The organism is Arthrobacter sp. H5, assembly GCF_000520595.1.
Lineage (GTDB): Bacteria > Actinomycetota > Actinomycetes > Actinomycetales > Micrococcaceae > Arthrobacter_D.
Window position 1 is genome coordinate 16,128 of the sequence record NZ_KI915012.1, and the last position, 14,407, is coordinate 30,534.

Genomic DNA, 14,407 nt, shown 5'->3' on the forward strand with positions numbered 1-14,407 from the left:
GCGCCGCTACGCCCCGTTCACCATCAACGTCGAACGGCTCAAGCCCTGGCACACCCTGACCGGGCGGATGCACTTTTTCCTGGACCATGACTGGATGATCGACATCGGCGAGGCCCTGCCCATCTACCGGCCGCCGCTGGACATGCATAGGCTCTTCGGTGAACCCAAACTCGGGCAGAACGGCGCCCTGGAGGTGGTGGTCCGGTACCTGACGCCGCACTCCAAATGGTCCATCCACTCCGAATACCAGGACAACCTGCTGATGCTCTCGCTATCCCGCGGCGGACCCACGGTCTGGATGAGCCCCGCCGACGCCGAGGCCATTCAGGTCAGGGACAATGACTGGGTGGAGTGCCTGAACATCAACGGCGTCCTCGTGGCCCGGGCGATCGTCAGCCACCGGATGCCGGCCGGCGTGGTCTACGTCTACCACGCACAGGAACGCACCATCGACGTGCCGAAGTCCGAGGCGACCGGAAGGCGCGGCGGCATCCACAACTCCGTCACCCGTCTGCTGGTCAAACCCTCGCACCTGATCGGCGGCTACGCCCAGTTGGCCTACGCGTTCAACTACCTTGGCCCCACCGGAAACCAACGCGACATGGTGGCTACCGTCCGCCGTCGTTCACAGGAGGTGCAGTACTGATGCGTGTTATGGCTCAAATGGGCATGGTCATGAACTTGGACAAATGCATCGGCTGCCACACCTGTTCCGTGACCTGCAAGCAGGCCTGGACCAACCGTGCTGGCACCGAGTATGTCTGGTTCAACAACGTCGAAACCCGCCCCGGGCAGGGGTACCCGCGCCGCTACGAGGACCAGGAGAAATGGCAGGGTGGCTGGGAACTGAACAAGCGCGGCAAGCTGGTGCTCAAGGCTGGCGGCCGGGTGAAGAAGCTTCTGGGGATCTTCGCCAGCCCGATCCAACCCGAACTCAAGGACTACTACGAGCCGTGGACCTACGACTACAAGACCCTCGTAGACGCGCCCCTGGGAGACGATTTCCCGGTGGCGCGGCCCAAGTCTCTGATCACTGGCGAAGACACCAAAATCACATGGTCCGCGAATTGGGATGATGACCTTGGCGGGTCCACCGAGAACGGCCATCTGGACCCGATCGTGGAAAAAGTCCGGCGGGAGTCAGAGGACAAGATCAAGTTCGCCTACGAGCAAACCTTCATGTTCTACCTGCCGCGGATCTGCGAGCACTGCCTGAACCCCTCCTGCATGGCCTCCTGTCCCTCGGGCGCGATCTACAAGCGGGTGGAGGACGGGATTGTTCTGGTGGACCAGGACAAGTGCCGCGGCTGGCGCCAGTGTGTCACCGGTTGTCCGTACAAGAAGATCTACTTCAACCACAAGACCGGCAAAGCCGAGAAGTGCACTTTCTGCTATCCGCGGGTGGAGGTGGGGCTGCCGACCGTCTGTTCGGAAACCTGCGTGGGCCGGCTGCGGTACCTCGGGCTTTTCCTGTACGACGCCGATGCCGTCACCGAGGCGGCGTCCGTCACCGACCCGCAGGAGCTCTACGACGCCCAGATGGACGTGCTGCTGGACCCGAACGACCCTGCCGTCCAGGCCGAAGCCCGGGCCCAGGGCATCCCCGAGGACTGGATCGACGCCGCCCAGCGGTCGCCGGTATACGCCCTCGCCAAGGTGTACAAGGTGGCGCTGCCGCTGCACCCCGAATACCGGACCATGCCGATGGTCTGGTACGTGCCGCCACTGTCCCCTGTGGTGGACTTGCTGCGTGACCAGGGGCACGACGGCGAGGACGCTGGCAACCTCTTCGGCGCCATCGACGCGCTGCGCATCCCGGTGGAGTACCTCGCCGAACTCTTCACGGCAGGGGACGCGGACCGGGTCACCGCGGTGCTGAAGAAACTCGCGGCCATGCGCTCCTACATGCGCGGCATCAGCCTCGGCAAGGACCCCGACGACTCCATTCCCGAGGCCGTGGGCATGGACGGCCAGACCATGTACGAGATGTACCGGCTGATGGCGATCGCGAAATACGACGAGCGGTACGTCATCCCCAAGGCCCATGTGGAACAGGCCCACGATCTGGAGGAGATGGGCTGCTCGCTGGACTTCGAGGGCGGCCCGGGCATGCAGGATTCCTCCCCCTTCGGCGAGGCCAGCGGCAAGCCCGTCCCGGTGGCCGTGGAAACCTTCAACGCCCTGCGGGACCGGCAGACCTCCGGCTCGGCGCCCAGCGAAACGACTCTGCGGGGTCGGGTGAACCTGCTGAACTGGGACGGCACCGGGGCGCCTTCGGGGTTGTTTCCGGAGAAACCCGTGACCCCTCCGACCGGGGAGCAGCCATGACCCGGCGCGAGCAGGTTGTCTACCTTGCAGCGGCCTGGTGCCTGTCCTACCCGGATGAGGAACTCATCGGCAGGGTGCCCCTGATGCGCGCTGCGCTGGCCGAGTTCCCCGGTTCCGTCGCGGATTTCCAGGAGGTGCTGGACCAGCTTGAGTTCACAACGGCCATGGAGATCCAGGCCCACTACGTGCGCGAGTTCGACCTGGGTAAGCGCCACGCCCTGCACCTGTCCTACTGGACGGACGGAGACACGCGGCGCCGCGGCGAAGTCCTGGGCAACTTCAAGAACACGTACCGGCAAAGCGACATCCTGGTGGACACCCACGGGGAGCTGCCGGACTACCTACCGATGGTCCTGGAATACACCGCTCTCGTGGACCCCGCAGCCGGCCGCGAGCTGCTGATCCGCTTCCGGGCGAGCCTGGAGATGCTCCGCTTCGGACTGCTCCGGGATGAACTTCCGCACGCCCGGATCCTGCAGGCCATCTGCGCCACCCTGCCCGGGAAATCGCCAGCAGACGAGCAGGCCGTCATGCGGATGGCCGGCTACGGTCCGCCGACCGAAGCGGTGGGCCTGGACCCCTACGATCCGCGACTGCTGCCCGTGAAAGGGGCCTGAGATGAACATCTCCGCATTGGATATCGTGCTCTGGGGGGTTCTGCCCTACATCATGGTGGTAGTCCTCGTGGGCGGGCTGGTCTGGCGCTACAAATACGACCAGTTCGGCTGGACCACCAGATCCTCCCAGCTCTACGAATCCCGGCTGCTGCGGATCGCCTCACCTTTATTCCACTTCGGCCTGCTCGCCGTGATCGCGGGCCATTTTTTCGGCCTGGTCATTCCGATGGCCTGGACCCAGGCGGTGGGGATGAGCCAGGATTTCTACCACTTCAACGCCCTGTTCGTGGGCGGGATAGCGGGGGTGGGGACCTTGGGCGGGATCCTCCTGCTGATTTACCGCCGCCGCACCACCGGGCCGGTCTTCATGGCCACCACTAAGAACGACAAGACCATGTACGTGGTGCTCACCGCGGCCATTGTGTTTGGCCTATGGACCACCCTGGCCAGTGTCTTCGAGGGCGAACACGGGCACAACTACCGCGAAACTGTGGCCCCATGGTTTCGTTCCCTGTTCATTTTCCAGCCGGACATCGCAGCCATGGCCGCAGCGCCGTTCTCCTTCCATCTGCACACCCTGGTAGGCATGGCGCTGTTCATGATCTGGCCGTTCACGCGCCTTGTGCACGCCTTCACGGCGCCGCTGCACTACCTCTTCCGCCCATACATCGTCTACCGATCGCGGGACAGGGACCGCAACGGGGGTCGGGCCGGGGACAGGACGGCTGGCTCCACCACCTCCGGTGTTCCGGCCCGGCGCGGCTGGTCCCCCGTGGGAACCCGGGACAGAGATACCCGTAACCGCTGAGGTCGCTAGCTGACTCCAAAGGAGTGAACAATGGCTCGAATAGAATCGTCCCCAACGTTCGCCTCCGCGGGCCGGACCCTGAACCTGGTGCTGGCCACCGCGGCGTCCGCGGCAGGCTTCTGGGCTTGGAACTCCGTGGCCACACTCGGCGCCTTCTACACGCAGAACCTGCAGCTCAATCCGGCCACCACCGGCGTTCTGGTGGCCATGCCGGTGTTCGTCGGCTCGCTGGGACGGATTGTCGTTGGCACCTTGACGGACAAGTACGGCGGCCGGGCGATGTTCACCTTCGTCCTGCTCGCCTCCATCCTGCCGATTCTGCTTGTATCCGTCGGCGGCCTGCTCAGCTCCTTCGCGCTAGTGCTTGGCGCCGGCCTATTGCTCGGGATCGCCGGAACCGTCTTCGCCGTCGGAATCCCTTTTGTCAGCGGCTGGTATGGGCCGTCCCGTCGGGGATTCGCGACCGGCGTCTTTGGCGCCGGCATGGGCGGGACAGCGCTGGCCGCCTTCCTGAACCCCCGGCTCGTCGCCGGAATCGGATACTTTCCCACGCACCTGCTGATCGCCGGCGTCCTTGCCGTCATGGCGGCCCTAGTCTGGTTCCTGATGAAGGAATCCCCGGGCTGGACGCGCAACAACGCGCCCATGCTGCCAAAGCTCCTGGATGCCGCCAGGACGCCGGTCACGTGGAAGATGTGCTTTCTCTACGCCGTTGTCTTCGGCGGCTTTGTTTCCTTCGCCACCTACCTGCCCACGTATCTGCGGGATGTATACAGCTTCGACCCCAGCGGCGCCGGTGCCCGCACGGCAGGGTTCGCCCTCGCGGCGGTACTGGCGAGGCCTGTGGGCGGTGTGCTCGCGGACAAGCTCGGGCCCAAACTGGTGGTGGTCGTCTCGCTCGCAGCCGTTGCTGTGCTGGCGTGGATGGTGAATTTACAGCCCGACGGCGAGGTCCCGGCCGGCCTGACATTCGTGGCGATGGCGGCCGCCCTGGGGCTGGGTGCCGGCGGCGTTTTCGCCTGGGTCGGTGTTCTGGCACCACCGGGCAAAGTGGGCAGCATCAGCGGCGTGGTCAGCGCGGCGGGCGGTCTGGGCGGCTACTTCCCGCCTTTGGTCATGGGCGCTACTTACGACGCCGCAACCAACAGCTACTCGATCGGTCTGCTCCTGCTGGTCGCCACCGCCCTGCTGGCCCTGATTTTTACTTTGCTGGCATTGCGGGGTCCCGTGAATCGGACCGTCGCTGCGGACGTAAGTTGAGCGGGAGACGATTACAGCTGCTGCGCATCGGCCGGGTCCGCGTCACACCGATGGGCGGGCCCAGCACGGATGCAGGCTAGCGGCGCCGGGACCGCACAATAGCTTTACGGATCTCTTCGACCCACAGCACTGAGGACCCTACGAGCAACGCCAGTCCCCACTGGGCGGAGCTGAGGGCGGTGGTGTCGAAGAACCCCTGCAATAGGTCGACGTTGACAACCAGGACCTGCAGGACCACGACGGCCAGGAGTGCCACCCAGATGCTGCGGTTGGTGAACGTCTGCAGCGAGAATACCGAACCAGATTCGGAGCGTACGTTGAGCAGATTGAAGACCTGGAAGAAGACGAAGGTGGTGAACGCCAAAGTAGTCGGGAGCATCGGATCGGCGGAACTTTCCGGGAACATGGCGGGCGCCAGGGCGAGAACAGCGGTGGTGCCCGCAGCCATGACGGCGCCGAGTCCCAGGATCCGCCCCAGCCGCCCGCGGTTCAGGAGGGGCTCGTTGGCCGGTCGCGGATTGTGTTTCATAGTGTCAGGTTCGGCAGGATCCACACCCAGCGCCAGTGCAGGCGGACCATCCATAATGATGTTCACCCACAAGATCTGCAGTGCGGTGAACGGTGCCCCGCCAGCCAGCCCAAGGACCCCGGCGGTGAGGAAGATGAGAACAAAACCCCACGCCGTCGTTAGCTGGAATTTCACGAACTTGATGATGTTCGCGTAGATCCCGCGTCCCTCCTGGACGGCGGAGATGATGGTGGCGAAGTTGTCGTCGGTAAGGATCATCTTCGCTGCGCCCTTGGAGACGTCCGTGCCGGTGATACCCATGGCAATGCCAATGTCCGCCTGCTTCAGCGCCGGCGCGTCATTCACGCCGTCGCCTGTCATAGCCACAATATTGCCCCCCTGTTGCAGAGCCTTAACAACGCGGATCTTGTGCTCGGGCGCTACGCGTGCAAGCACTCCAAATCCGGCGGCGCGCCGGTTAAGCTCGGCGTCATCCATGTCATCGATCTCCCGGCCGGACGCGGCTTCGCCGGAGATGCCCAGCTGCCCGGCAATGGAAGAGGCTGTAACCAGGTGGTCGCCAGTGATCATATGCACGGCGATTCCGGCGGTGCGGGCGGTGGCTATGGCGTCTGCCGCCTCGGTCCGCGGTGGGTCAACGATGCCGACGACGGCGTAGATGGTCAGGTTGCTCGCGGCGGCACGCAGTTGGTCTTCGTCCACGGGAAGATCACCGTCCAGTCGGCGTCCGGCTACCATCAGTGTGCGCAGGCCCTCGGCCGCCATCGCCTGGACTTCCTTCTGGACCGCCGTTCGACCCTCAGCGGTCAGCGGCAGGATGCCATCTGACAGAAGTATCGAATCCGCCTGTTCCAGCAGCACGCCCGGGGCGCCTTTGACGAAGCAGCGGAATCTGGCCGGCGTGCTGTCTCCCCTGGTGAAGTTCTGTTCGTGGAAGGTGGCCATGAACTTGTACTCGGAATCGAACGGCACCTCCGCCACCCTGGGATGATTGCCGCGGACGCCTTCGACGTCGATCCCGCCCTTCTCCGCCAGCACCACCAAGGCACCTTCCGTCGGATCGCCGACAAGCTTGCCATCCCGAATACGTGCGTCGTTGCAGAGGGCCATGGACATGAGTGCGTCCGACATGACGGGCAGGCCATCCCCGTCGCCACTGAGAATCTTTCCGTCCGTTGAGTACCCTTCGCCTGTGATGCGGAACGTGCGCCCCGTCATGTGAAGGCGCCGGGCTGTCATCTCGTTGAGGGTCAGCGTGCCAGTCTTGTCCGTGGCAATGTGCGTTGTACTGCCCAACGTTTCGACGGCGGTGAGCTGTTTGATGATTGCCCCGCGGCGCGCCAGACGGGAGGCACCCATAGCGAGGGTGAAGGCCACCACCGCCGTGAGGCCTTCCGGGATGGTGGCCACTGCGAGCGAAACAGCGGTGATGAGCATCTCGGACCAGGATTGTCCGCGGAGGAGCCCCAGTATAAAGACGACGGTTACCACCGCCAGCGCGACGACGGTCAGCAGTTGTGCGAGCTGGTCGATTCTTCCTTGCAGCGGGGTCTTCTCAGTTCCTGCGCCTTCGAGCAGGGTGGCGATGCCGCCGATCTGAGTGTCCATGCCGGTGCCGGTGACCATTAGAACGGCACGCCCCCGGCTCACGTCCGTGTTCATGAACAGCATGTTGGTCCGGTCTCCGAGCGGCAGTGCGGGATCTTCGAGCGTGCCGGTGGTCTTTGCTGCCGGCTCGGACTCGCCAGTCAGGACGGCCTCCGCAACCTGCAAACGCGCCGCCTCCAGGATCCGGCCATCAGCGGGCACGGTCTCGCCGGCGTCGAGCAGCACGATGTCCCCGGGCACCAGATCTTCGTTGGCGACTTCCGCTTCCGTGCCGTTTCGGCGGACGCGTGAGGTGTTCACCGACATGGTGCGCAAGGCTGCGAGGCTGTTCTCTGCGCGGCTCTCCTGGACATAGTTCAGCGCCGTGTTAAGGACTATCACGGCAAGGATCACCACGGGCGTTTCCCATTCCCGCGACACAACAGCGCTCACTACCGCAGCAATGACGAGGACCAGGATCATCTTGTCAGTGAGCAGGCGCAGAATCCTTTTCCAGCCGGGCATCTTCGCTTCGCCTGTGAGCACGTTCGCTCCGAATTTTTCCCGCCGGGCCCCCACTTCCGTGGTGGTGAGCCCGACAGAGGGATCCACGTCCAGAGCGGCCGTAGACTCGGCAGCCGAGCGGATATGCCAGTCCTTCTTTGTCACGCTGGAAACCATCGGAAATTCTCCTTCGCAGCAGTACCGGACCGGTTGCCCTGAGTTCAGGCTATCGGTCCGGCAGCCGCCACCTTATTCACGTGTACCCTGAAAAACGGGCCTCAGGCGTTGGCAAGCCAGAGGTCGGAACCGAATACTTCATAATGAATGCGCTCAGCCGGCACTCCGGATTCCAGCGCTTGGGACCGGATGGATCGCATGAATGGCAGCGGTCCGCACAGGTACACGGATGCGTTGGCCGGGATGGTCACCGAGTCCAGGGACATGCGTCCCTGGTGCGCGTCGCCCGCCGGCTCTTCAAGCCACAGTTCCAATTCGGCGGCTTCCAGACCAGCGGCGTCACTGCTCATCTGCTCCCGCAGTGCCCAGCGGTCCAGGCTGGCCTCGGCGTGCAGCACCAGCACCTCACGCCGTGAGTCCTGCCGGGCCAGGGACCGAAGAATTGACGCGGTGGGAGTGCAGCCAATCCCTGCGGAAGCAAGCACCAGAGGGTGATCGCCGTCACCCAACGTGATGTCACCACAGGGGTTGGAAAGCATCAACTGGTCGCCAATCTGGACACTGTGATGGAGCACCGGTGTGACTTCGCCATCGGCGTCGAGGCGGGCAGTGAACACCCGCACAGCCGTTCCGTCATCCGAGGCCAGGGAGTATTGGCGTACTTGATGGATGCCATCGGGCATCCGTACCTTCACACCCACATACTGTCCGGGCCGCGACGGTGTCACCGGGGTGTCATCGGCCGGCACCAGAGTGAAGGTCACGGCGTCGCTGCCTGCCCGTTCCTTGCCGCTCACAATCCACGGCGTCCACGGCTTATCGTTGGAGGCCGCCGCGTACAACCCGTTTTCCATCTTGATCAAGGCGTGGGCCATCAGCCAATAGACCTCGGTCCATGCGGCAGCTATTTCGGCTGTAATGACGTCGTTGAGTTCCTCGGCAATAGCATCGAAGAGGTGCTTATAGACCACGTCGTATTGCTCCGGCAGGATGCCTAGCGAGACATGCTTATGGGCAATGCGGGCCAGTAGTATCTCCGGGGCGCTGTCCGGATTCTTGACCATGTGCGCGGCGAATCCCGCGATGCTCCCCGCCAAAGCCTGTTGCTGGGTCCCGTTTTTCTGATTCGATCGGCTGAAGAGTCCGTCAAAGAGTTCCGGATGAGCGGCGAAGAGCCGATCGTAGAAGTTTTTCGCGATCCCCGACATCCTCTCCCCCACCAAGGGAAGAGTGGCTTCGATAATAGGGTGGGACTGGGTCGAAAGCATGCCGGCTCCTTGAATCGAGGGATACTGCCAGCTCCAAAACTAGCATCTAAAATGCAAGTTTTATTACGTGTTCTACATGTTGTAGAAAATACTCCCGTGCCTGCGCGCCTACGGTTTCGTACTTGTGTTCAAGGACACAAAAACCGGACCTGAATGTTGGGGGGTAGTTAGATCCGCGACGACAATATCATCCAGCTCCGCGTAGAACGCCTCGCGGGCGCGGCGCAACGCGGGGCGGAGTCCGCAGCCAAGGATCAGCGGACAGTCGCCGGCGGGTGTCCGGCAGTCCGCAAGATCCTCGCGTGTATCCAGAGAGCGCAGTAGTGAACCAACGGTAGCGCGTCGGCCTTCCACGCTGATCCGCAGTCCACCCGAACGCCCGCGGACCACATCCACCAGGCCCAGGTCACGCAGCCGAATCACGGCCTTGCTGACATGGTTGTAAGGGATGTCAATGTCATCGGCGATCACCCGCGAAGTCTGGAGTCCGACCGCGGGCGCTAAGACCATCATTACGCGCAGGCAGACATCCGAAAAAGCATTGATCCTCATGCTCCAACAATAAGCGGGGAATGGTGACCGCTTACTTTGGGCCACCGTGAGCTGTACGTCAGTCCGTCTCGTTCAGGCAGTGCGGCGATCCTATGACTAAGAAGTCAAGATCCAGAAACGGAATGATTTGACGGCGAGGGAACAGGTCGCCGTCCTAGCCTTGGTAGCTGTACAGTTATCGCTTGCCGCCACAGCATGGACGCAACCATCTGGCCAACCGGCCAGCAGCACAGGTCCACTGACCAAAAGGTATATTGGTGCTAGTCATCGCCGTCAACTTCGTTGGACCGGTGTTGTATTTCACCCGCGGATTGCGCCGCTGAGCCTTGGACCACGCAACCAACCATCCACCCACCCACAGAGGTAGGAACTGATGACCGTATCCCCCGTCCACGATGAATTTTGGGACACCCCAGGCCTGCTACGCGCATCCCAGGCTCTGAATACCGACGCATGCTGGGCCTTGATAGCCGGTCAGACGACGGGGCGCATCGGGTTCCTCCACGAAGGACTGGTGACCCTTTTTCCGCTGAACTGCATCGTCGACGATCGCGGCGTGTATTTCCGCACCTCAGAAGGGGGAATCATCGCCAGCAGTCATCTGGCGCAAGCTGCGTTCCAATTGGATCAGGTTGACACGGCTACCCGCAGCGGATGGACCGTCCTGATCAACGGCCCAATCAAGCGCATCACTGATCCAGGTCACCTCAAGACGCTCTGGGGCAGCCGCGCCGAGGAACCATGGGCCCCTGGACAACGCAACGTCTTTTTTGGCATCAAACCCGGAAAAATAAGCGGCCGACGAGTCCACCCCGCCCACTAGAGAGTGCGGCACCCATTGTCGAGAAATGTGCCTGGAAGCCAGAAATCGAGTTTCCATTGACGGTCAGCAGATTCCGAGGACGGGGGTTGAGTGATACATCTTTGATCCCGTATTGCCGTCCCCTATCATCTCCCGCGGGCCGGGGATAGGCTCAGGGCATGACTGACAATAAGCCGGATCTCGATGTGGAGGAATTGACGGCCGGCGGCTGCTGGGAATTACTGCGCGCTGCAGTGATCGGACGCCTCGCAGTGTGGGTGGATGGACATCCGGATATTTTTCCGCTCAATTACACCGTCGACCACGGCACCGTTGTTTTTCGGACCCGGGACGGCACGAAACTCGCGGGCGCATTATCCGATGCGGCTGTGGCCCTAGAAATCGACGGATACAACGCGGAAACCTCACGAGCATGGAGTGTTGTGGTAAAGGGGAGGGCCGAGGAAGTCCAAGGGATCACGGATCTGATGGACACCGTGGATTTGCCGCTGTTCCCGTGGCAGGCAGGTGAGAAGAACCGGTTTGTGCGCATCAATCCGACCATCATCACGGGCCGGCACTTCCCGGTTGCCGACCCCGAGGACTGGAGAACCACTCTGTCGGACGTCAGGCGTTCCCCGGCGGAATGACTCGCAGATCACCAACGTGTGGAGCTGAAGGACAAGGAATTCACTAGACCGCGCGCAAGTGATTGTTCACCTATGTTTGGCCACGGTCAGGAGCACAACCGAATCCTCGATGGCCTCCAGCGCATGTCTTGAATCTGGGACGATGAGCAAATCACCCGGGGAACCATTCCAGGTGTTCTCTCCAGCGGTCAATGACACCCGCCCCAGCAGGACATGCACCGTCGCCTCGCCAGGATTCTCGTGTTCGCTCAGGCGACTGCCGGACCGCAATGCGATCATCGTCTGGCGCATGATCTGCTCATGGCCGCCAAATACAGTATTGGCGCTGCGGCCGCTTGAAGCTTGCCGCGCGGCTTCCAGCTGATGGCGCATCAGCGCGGTCAGTGACACCTTTTTCACAATGCTCCTCTTTTCCGCGACGACGGCTGTTACTCTCGCGAGACATCGGCGTCCGATTCCGTGACGAGATGACGGGGAAGCGACCTCTGTCTCCGGACCAATATCTTGTCCTCGTCACACTTTATCCGCTACATCACCAGCAACGGGTGGATCACCCTCATCACTGAACCGCATACACCCCCTTGCACTGGCGGGCGACAGTGTGAATGACGCTCAACCATGGTCGATCTGGCGTATTGGGTCTATGTGTACACTTGTACACATGGAATCTCCAGTACCTCCTGCCTTCGACAGCGATGACCGCTCGATGCGGGAACGCATGATGGCCGGCGACCTCTACATAGCAGATGATCCGGAACTTGCTGCCGCCAGCACGCGGGCAATCGAACTTGCCGACCGGTACGGCCGGGTATGGCCGACAAACCGGGATGAAGCAGCGCTGATTCTGAGGGAACTGCTGGGCGGCATGGGTGAGGACTCGGAGATCAGGCCTCCACTGTTTGTGGATTACGGCAGCCACCTCCGGATCGGTGCCCGCACCTTCATCAACTACAACTTCACCGCCCTGGACGTCGCTGCCATCACCATTGGGGATGACGTGCAGATCGGTCCCAACGTTCAACTGTTGACGCCGACCCATCCCCTTGAGCCGGAGCCGCGGCGGAACAAGTGGGAAGCCGCCAAGCCCATCACCATCGGCAACAACGTGTGGATTGGCGGCGGAGCGATCATCCTCCCCGGAATCACAGTCGGGGAGAATTCGGTGATCGGCGCTGGCGCCGTGGTCACCCGCAGCGTGCCAGCAAACGTCGTCGCCGTCGGTAATCCGGCCCGCGTGATCCGCAGCCTGTGACTACCGCGCCGGGAAAGCGCCCACGCCGCAGCGATCCCGGCCGAAAAGAACGCCTGATCGATGTGACACTGGACATGATAGCCGAACACGGGGTTGCCGGTACCACGCACCGCAAGGTCGCCGCCGCCGCTGATGTCCCGCTTGGATCCATGACCTACCACTTCACCGGTATCGATGAGCTGTTTACGGCCGCGTTCACAAAGCTGGCAGACACCACTGCGGACGGCTTTGAAGAGGCGCTGGGATCCGCCAACCGCCCGGAGGAGGCCACCGAAGCGGTGGTGGGCCTCATCACCGGTGAGCTCCTCGGATCGCGGCGGAACGTCCTGCTCACGTATGAACTGTATGCCCTGGCAGCGCGGAATCCGGCCCTGCGGCAGATTACTGATTCGTGGATGGCGCGCAGCCGAACCGCCCTCGCACGGCATTTTGATCCGCCCACCACGGTCATGCTGGACGCGCTCATAGAAGGTCTTGCGATACACCGCACCCTTGCCCTCAACCCAATGCCCAACTCCGTGGTCCGCGACGCCGTGACCAGAATAGTGACTCCAAGATGACTCCCTCAGCAATGGCTGATGCCCCCACCACACAATTATCGGCGATCGAGCTCGGTCGCGCCCGGACGGCCGTGGGCGTGCTGTTCTTCACCAATGGGGCGATATTTGCGAATCTCCTCCCCCGTTATCCACAGATCAAGGTCGATCTTGAGCTGACCAACACTGCCTTTGGTCTTGCTGTGGCGGCGTATCCGTTGGCGCACTAGTAGCCGGCCTGACCGCCGGCGTGCTGGTCCGGCGGTTCCGCTCCTCGAGGGTCGCCGTGATCGCAACGCTGTTGACCGCCGTGGGAATCCTGCTGGCTGGCGTGGCACCGGTGTGGGCCGCGTTGGCGGGCATGCTGCTTCTCACCGGCGCATTGGACTCCATCACCGACGTCGCGCAGAACTCACATGGGCTCCGCGTGCAAAGGCTCTATAAGCGCTCAATCATCAACTCCTTCCATGCTGTCTGGAGCATCGGGGTGGTCATCGGAGGAGCACTCGGTGCAGCCGCCGCGGGCCTCGGAATGCCGCTGGGCGTCCACCTTTCAATCTCAGCGGTTGTGTTCAGCGCCATGGCCGTGGGCTGCTATCGGTTCCTCCTTGCCAGGCCGGAGCCCGCAGAGCCCGTCGAGAGAGAGCTGCCCGCGGCCCCTGCTGAAGCGGCGCCCAGCAGGGGATTTGCCGGTAAGTACGCTGTCCTTGCTGCCCTCATCCTGATTGCGGCGTCTGCGGCGCTGGTTGAGGACGCCGGAAGCTCCTGGTCCGCTGTCTATCTCACCGGATCGCTTGAAACAACGGCGTTCATCGCCGGTTTCGGGTTTATCGCCCTGCAGGGCATGCAGTTCATCGGCAGGCTCCTCGGAGACCGGATGGTAGACAGATTCGGGGAGCGGACCGTGGCGCGGGCCGGCGGAATCATCGTGTTGCTCGGGATGGGAACGGCTCTCGCTTTCCCAACACTGCCGGGCACGATCATTGGATTTGGCTGCGCCGGGCTCGGCGTCGCAACCCTGATCCCCGCAGCGATGCATGCTGCCGATGAGCTGCCCGGGCTGAAACCCGGAAGCGGTCTCACAATTGTGAGCTGGCCGCTCCGGCTCGGGTTCCTGCTTTCCGCGCCGCTGGTGGGAGTGATAGCCGACTTGTCCAGCCTGCGCTACGGCCTGCTCGCGGTTCCCGCCGCCGGGCTACTGGTCCTCCTGCTGGCGCCCGTACTCAAGCAGCGCAAGGCAGCCACGCCCGGCAGGGCTGAAATCGGGTAGGTCCCGGTCTTAGGGCTCGCGAATAAATAATCTGGTTGATTACGGCGTGTCGGGTGGTGCGAGCGTGTAGTTCCATTCGCCATGGAAATCGTGGCGGGTGAGGGGCAGTGATTCGATGTCGTGGCTGGTGTATCTGAGTCCGGTGGGATATTCGGAGGTGTCAAGGACGCATTGGACGGTCAGGCCCGTGCTGGTGGTGGTGTTGGAGATCGTTTCAACGATGGTCTGGTGGGTCCGCAGCGGCCTGCCAGCCCAGTTTCGGGTGAT

Annotated in this window: 15 protein-coding genes and 1 pseudogene; 11 read left to right on the plus strand and 5 right to left on the minus strand. The window is 62.7% G+C overall.

The window, feature by feature from the left end; all coding sequences use genetic code 11:
* The 5 genes from Y708_RS28610 to Y708_RS0116730 all read left to right on the plus strand — a co-directional run.
* The coding region (locus tag Y708_RS28610; protein ID WP_035776696.1) for a molybdopterin dinucleotide binding domain-containing protein at nucleotides 1-646 on the plus strand (646 nt) is incomplete at its 5' end.
* A complete protein-coding gene (gene narH / locus Y708_RS0116715; protein WP_028280808.1) occupies nucleotides 646-2,328 on the plus strand; it encodes a nitrate reductase subunit beta in 1,683 nt (560 codons plus the stop codon). The genes Y708_RS28610 and narH, both read left to right, overlap by 1 nt.
* Nucleotides 2,325-2,945 (plus strand): nitrate reductase molybdenum cofactor assembly chaperone, encoded by a 621-nt coding sequence (gene narJ / locus Y708_RS0116720; protein ID WP_028280809.1) that lies wholly within the window; start codon nucleotides 2,325-2,327, stop codon nucleotides 2,943-2,945. The genes narH and narJ overlap by 4 nt, the downstream gene beginning before the upstream one ends.
* Nucleotide 2,946: 1 nt before the next feature.
* Nucleotides 2,947-3,753 carry a respiratory nitrate reductase subunit gamma gene (gene narI, locus Y708_RS0116725; RefSeq protein WP_028280810.1) on the plus strand — a complete coding sequence of 269 codons (807 nt, stop codon included), beginning with the start codon at nucleotides 2,947-2,949 and terminating at the stop codon, nucleotides 3,751-3,753.
* 30 nt (nucleotides 3,754-3,783) lie between these two features.
* A complete protein-coding gene (locus Y708_RS0116730) occupies nucleotides 3,784-5,013 on the plus strand; it encodes an MFS transporter (RefSeq protein WP_028280811.1) in 1,230 nt (409 codons plus the stop codon).
* Between the two features lie 76 nt (nucleotides 5,014-5,089).
* Here the strand turns inward: Y708_RS0116730 and Y708_RS0116735 are convergent, their stop codons facing one another.
* The 3 genes from Y708_RS0116735 to Y708_RS0116745 form a co-directional block, all read right to left on the minus strand.
* On the minus strand, nucleotides 5,090-7,810 hold the full coding sequence (locus tag Y708_RS0116735; protein ID WP_028280812.1) for a cation-translocating P-type ATPase: 2,721 nt from the start codon (nucleotides 7,808-7,810) through the stop codon (nucleotides 5,090-5,092).
* A gap of 101 nt (nucleotides 7,811-7,911) precedes the next feature.
* Nucleotides 7,912-9,078 carry a globin domain-containing protein gene (locus Y708_RS0116740; RefSeq protein ID WP_028280813.1) on the minus strand — a complete coding sequence of 389 codons (1,167 nt, stop codon included), beginning with the start codon at nucleotides 9,076-9,078 and terminating at the stop codon, nucleotides 7,912-7,914.
* A gap of 108 nt (nucleotides 9,079-9,186) precedes the next feature.
* A complete protein-coding gene (locus Y708_RS0116745) occupies nucleotides 9,187-9,630 on the minus strand; it encodes an RrF2 family transcriptional regulator (protein ID WP_028280814.1) in 444 nt (147 codons plus the stop codon).
* 373 nt (nucleotides 9,631-10,003) lie between these two features.
* On the opposite strand from Y708_RS0116745, the gene Y708_RS25855 reads away from it, so the two are divergent.
* Nucleotides 10,004-10,453 carry a pyridoxamine 5'-phosphate oxidase family protein gene (locus Y708_RS25855; protein WP_051479098.1) on the plus strand — a complete coding sequence of 150 codons (450 nt, stop codon included), beginning with the start codon at nucleotides 10,004-10,006 and terminating at the stop codon, nucleotides 10,451-10,453.
* 158 nt (nucleotides 10,454-10,611) lie between these two features.
* Nucleotides 10,612-11,082, plus strand: coding sequence for a pyridoxamine 5'-phosphate oxidase family protein (locus Y708_RS0116755; protein ID WP_028280815.1), 471 nt, complete (start codon nucleotides 10,612-10,614; stop codon nucleotides 11,080-11,082).
* Nucleotides 11,083-11,148: 66 nt separating this feature from the next.
* Here the strand turns inward: Y708_RS0116755 and Y708_RS0116760 are convergent, their stop codons facing one another.
* On the minus strand, nucleotides 11,149-11,481 hold the full coding sequence (locus Y708_RS0116760; protein WP_028280816.1) for a cupin domain-containing protein: 333 nt from the start codon (nucleotides 11,479-11,481) through the stop codon (nucleotides 11,149-11,151).
* 262 nt (nucleotides 11,482-11,743) lie between these two features.
* Between Y708_RS0116760 and Y708_RS0116765 the strand changes: the two genes are divergently transcribed.
* From Y708_RS0116765 to Y708_RS25860, 4 genes are read left to right on the plus strand one after another with little or no spacing between them, the layout of a single operon-like run.
* Nucleotides 11,744-12,334, plus strand: coding sequence for a sugar O-acetyltransferase (locus Y708_RS0116765; RefSeq protein ID WP_028280817.1), 591 nt, complete (start codon nucleotides 11,744-11,746; stop codon nucleotides 12,332-12,334).
* Entirely contained in the window at nucleotides 12,331-12,894 is a 564-nt protein-coding gene (locus Y708_RS0116770) for a TetR/AcrR family transcriptional regulator (protein WP_028280818.1), read from the plus strand. The genes Y708_RS0116765 and Y708_RS0116770 overlap by 4 nt, the downstream gene beginning before the upstream one ends.
* Complete coding sequence (locus Y708_RS31555; RefSeq protein ID WP_343212983.1) at nucleotides 12,891-13,100, plus strand: hypothetical protein; 210 nt, start codon at nucleotides 12,891-12,893, stop codon at nucleotides 13,098-13,100. The genes Y708_RS0116770 and Y708_RS31555 overlap by 4 nt, the downstream gene beginning before the upstream one ends.
* A gap of 20 nt (nucleotides 13,101-13,120) precedes the next feature.
* On the plus strand, nucleotides 13,121-14,140 hold the full coding sequence (locus tag Y708_RS25860) for an MFS transporter (RefSeq protein WP_343212984.1): 1,020 nt from the start codon (nucleotides 13,121-13,123) through the stop codon (nucleotides 14,138-14,140).
* Between the two features lie 39 nt (nucleotides 14,141-14,179).
* Here the strand turns inward: Y708_RS25860 and Y708_RS0116780 are convergent.
* Nucleotides 14,180-14,407: pseudogene (locus Y708_RS0116780) on the minus strand (ISAzo13 family transposase); the annotation flags it as partial.

Bases quoted from the DNA above. Each gene is read 5' to 3' on its own strand.
- Y708_RS0116730 (WP_028280811.1), top strand. From the start codon at position 3,784: ATGGCTCGAATAGAATCGTCCCCAACGTTCGCCTCCGCGGGCCGGACC.
- narH (WP_028280808.1), top strand. From the start codon at position 646: ATGCGTGTTATGGCTCAAATGGGCATGGTCATGAACTTGGACAAATGC.
- Y708_RS25855 (WP_051479098.1), top strand. From the start codon at position 10,004: ATGACCGTATCCCCCGTCCACGATGAATTTTGGGACACCCCAGGCCTG.
- Y708_RS0116740 (WP_028280813.1), bottom strand. From the start codon at position 9,078: ATGCTTTCGACCCAGTCCCACCCTATTATCGAAGCCACTCTTCCCTTG.
- narJ (WP_028280809.1), top strand. From the start codon at position 2,325: ATGACCCGGCGCGAGCAGGTTGTCTACCTTGCAGCGGCCTGGTGCCTG.
- Y708_RS0116755 (WP_028280815.1), top strand. From the start codon at position 10,612: ATGACTGACAATAAGCCGGATCTCGATGTGGAGGAATTGACGGCCGGC.
- Y708_RS31555 (WP_343212983.1), top strand. From the start codon at position 12,891: ATGACTCCCTCAGCAATGGCTGATGCCCCCACCACACAATTATCGGCG.
- Y708_RS0116735 (WP_028280812.1), bottom strand. From the start codon at position 7,810: ATGGTTTCCAGCGTGACAAAGAAGGACTGGCATATCCGCTCGGCTGCC.
- Y708_RS0116745 (WP_028280814.1), bottom strand. From the start codon at position 9,630: ATGAGGATCAATGCTTTTTCGGATGTCTGCCTGCGCGTAATGATGGTC.
- Y708_RS0116765 (WP_028280817.1), top strand. From the start codon at position 11,744: ATGGAATCTCCAGTACCTCCTGCCTTCGACAGCGATGACCGCTCGATG.
- narI (WP_028280810.1), top strand. From the start codon at position 2,947: ATGAACATCTCCGCATTGGATATCGTGCTCTGGGGGGTTCTGCCCTAC.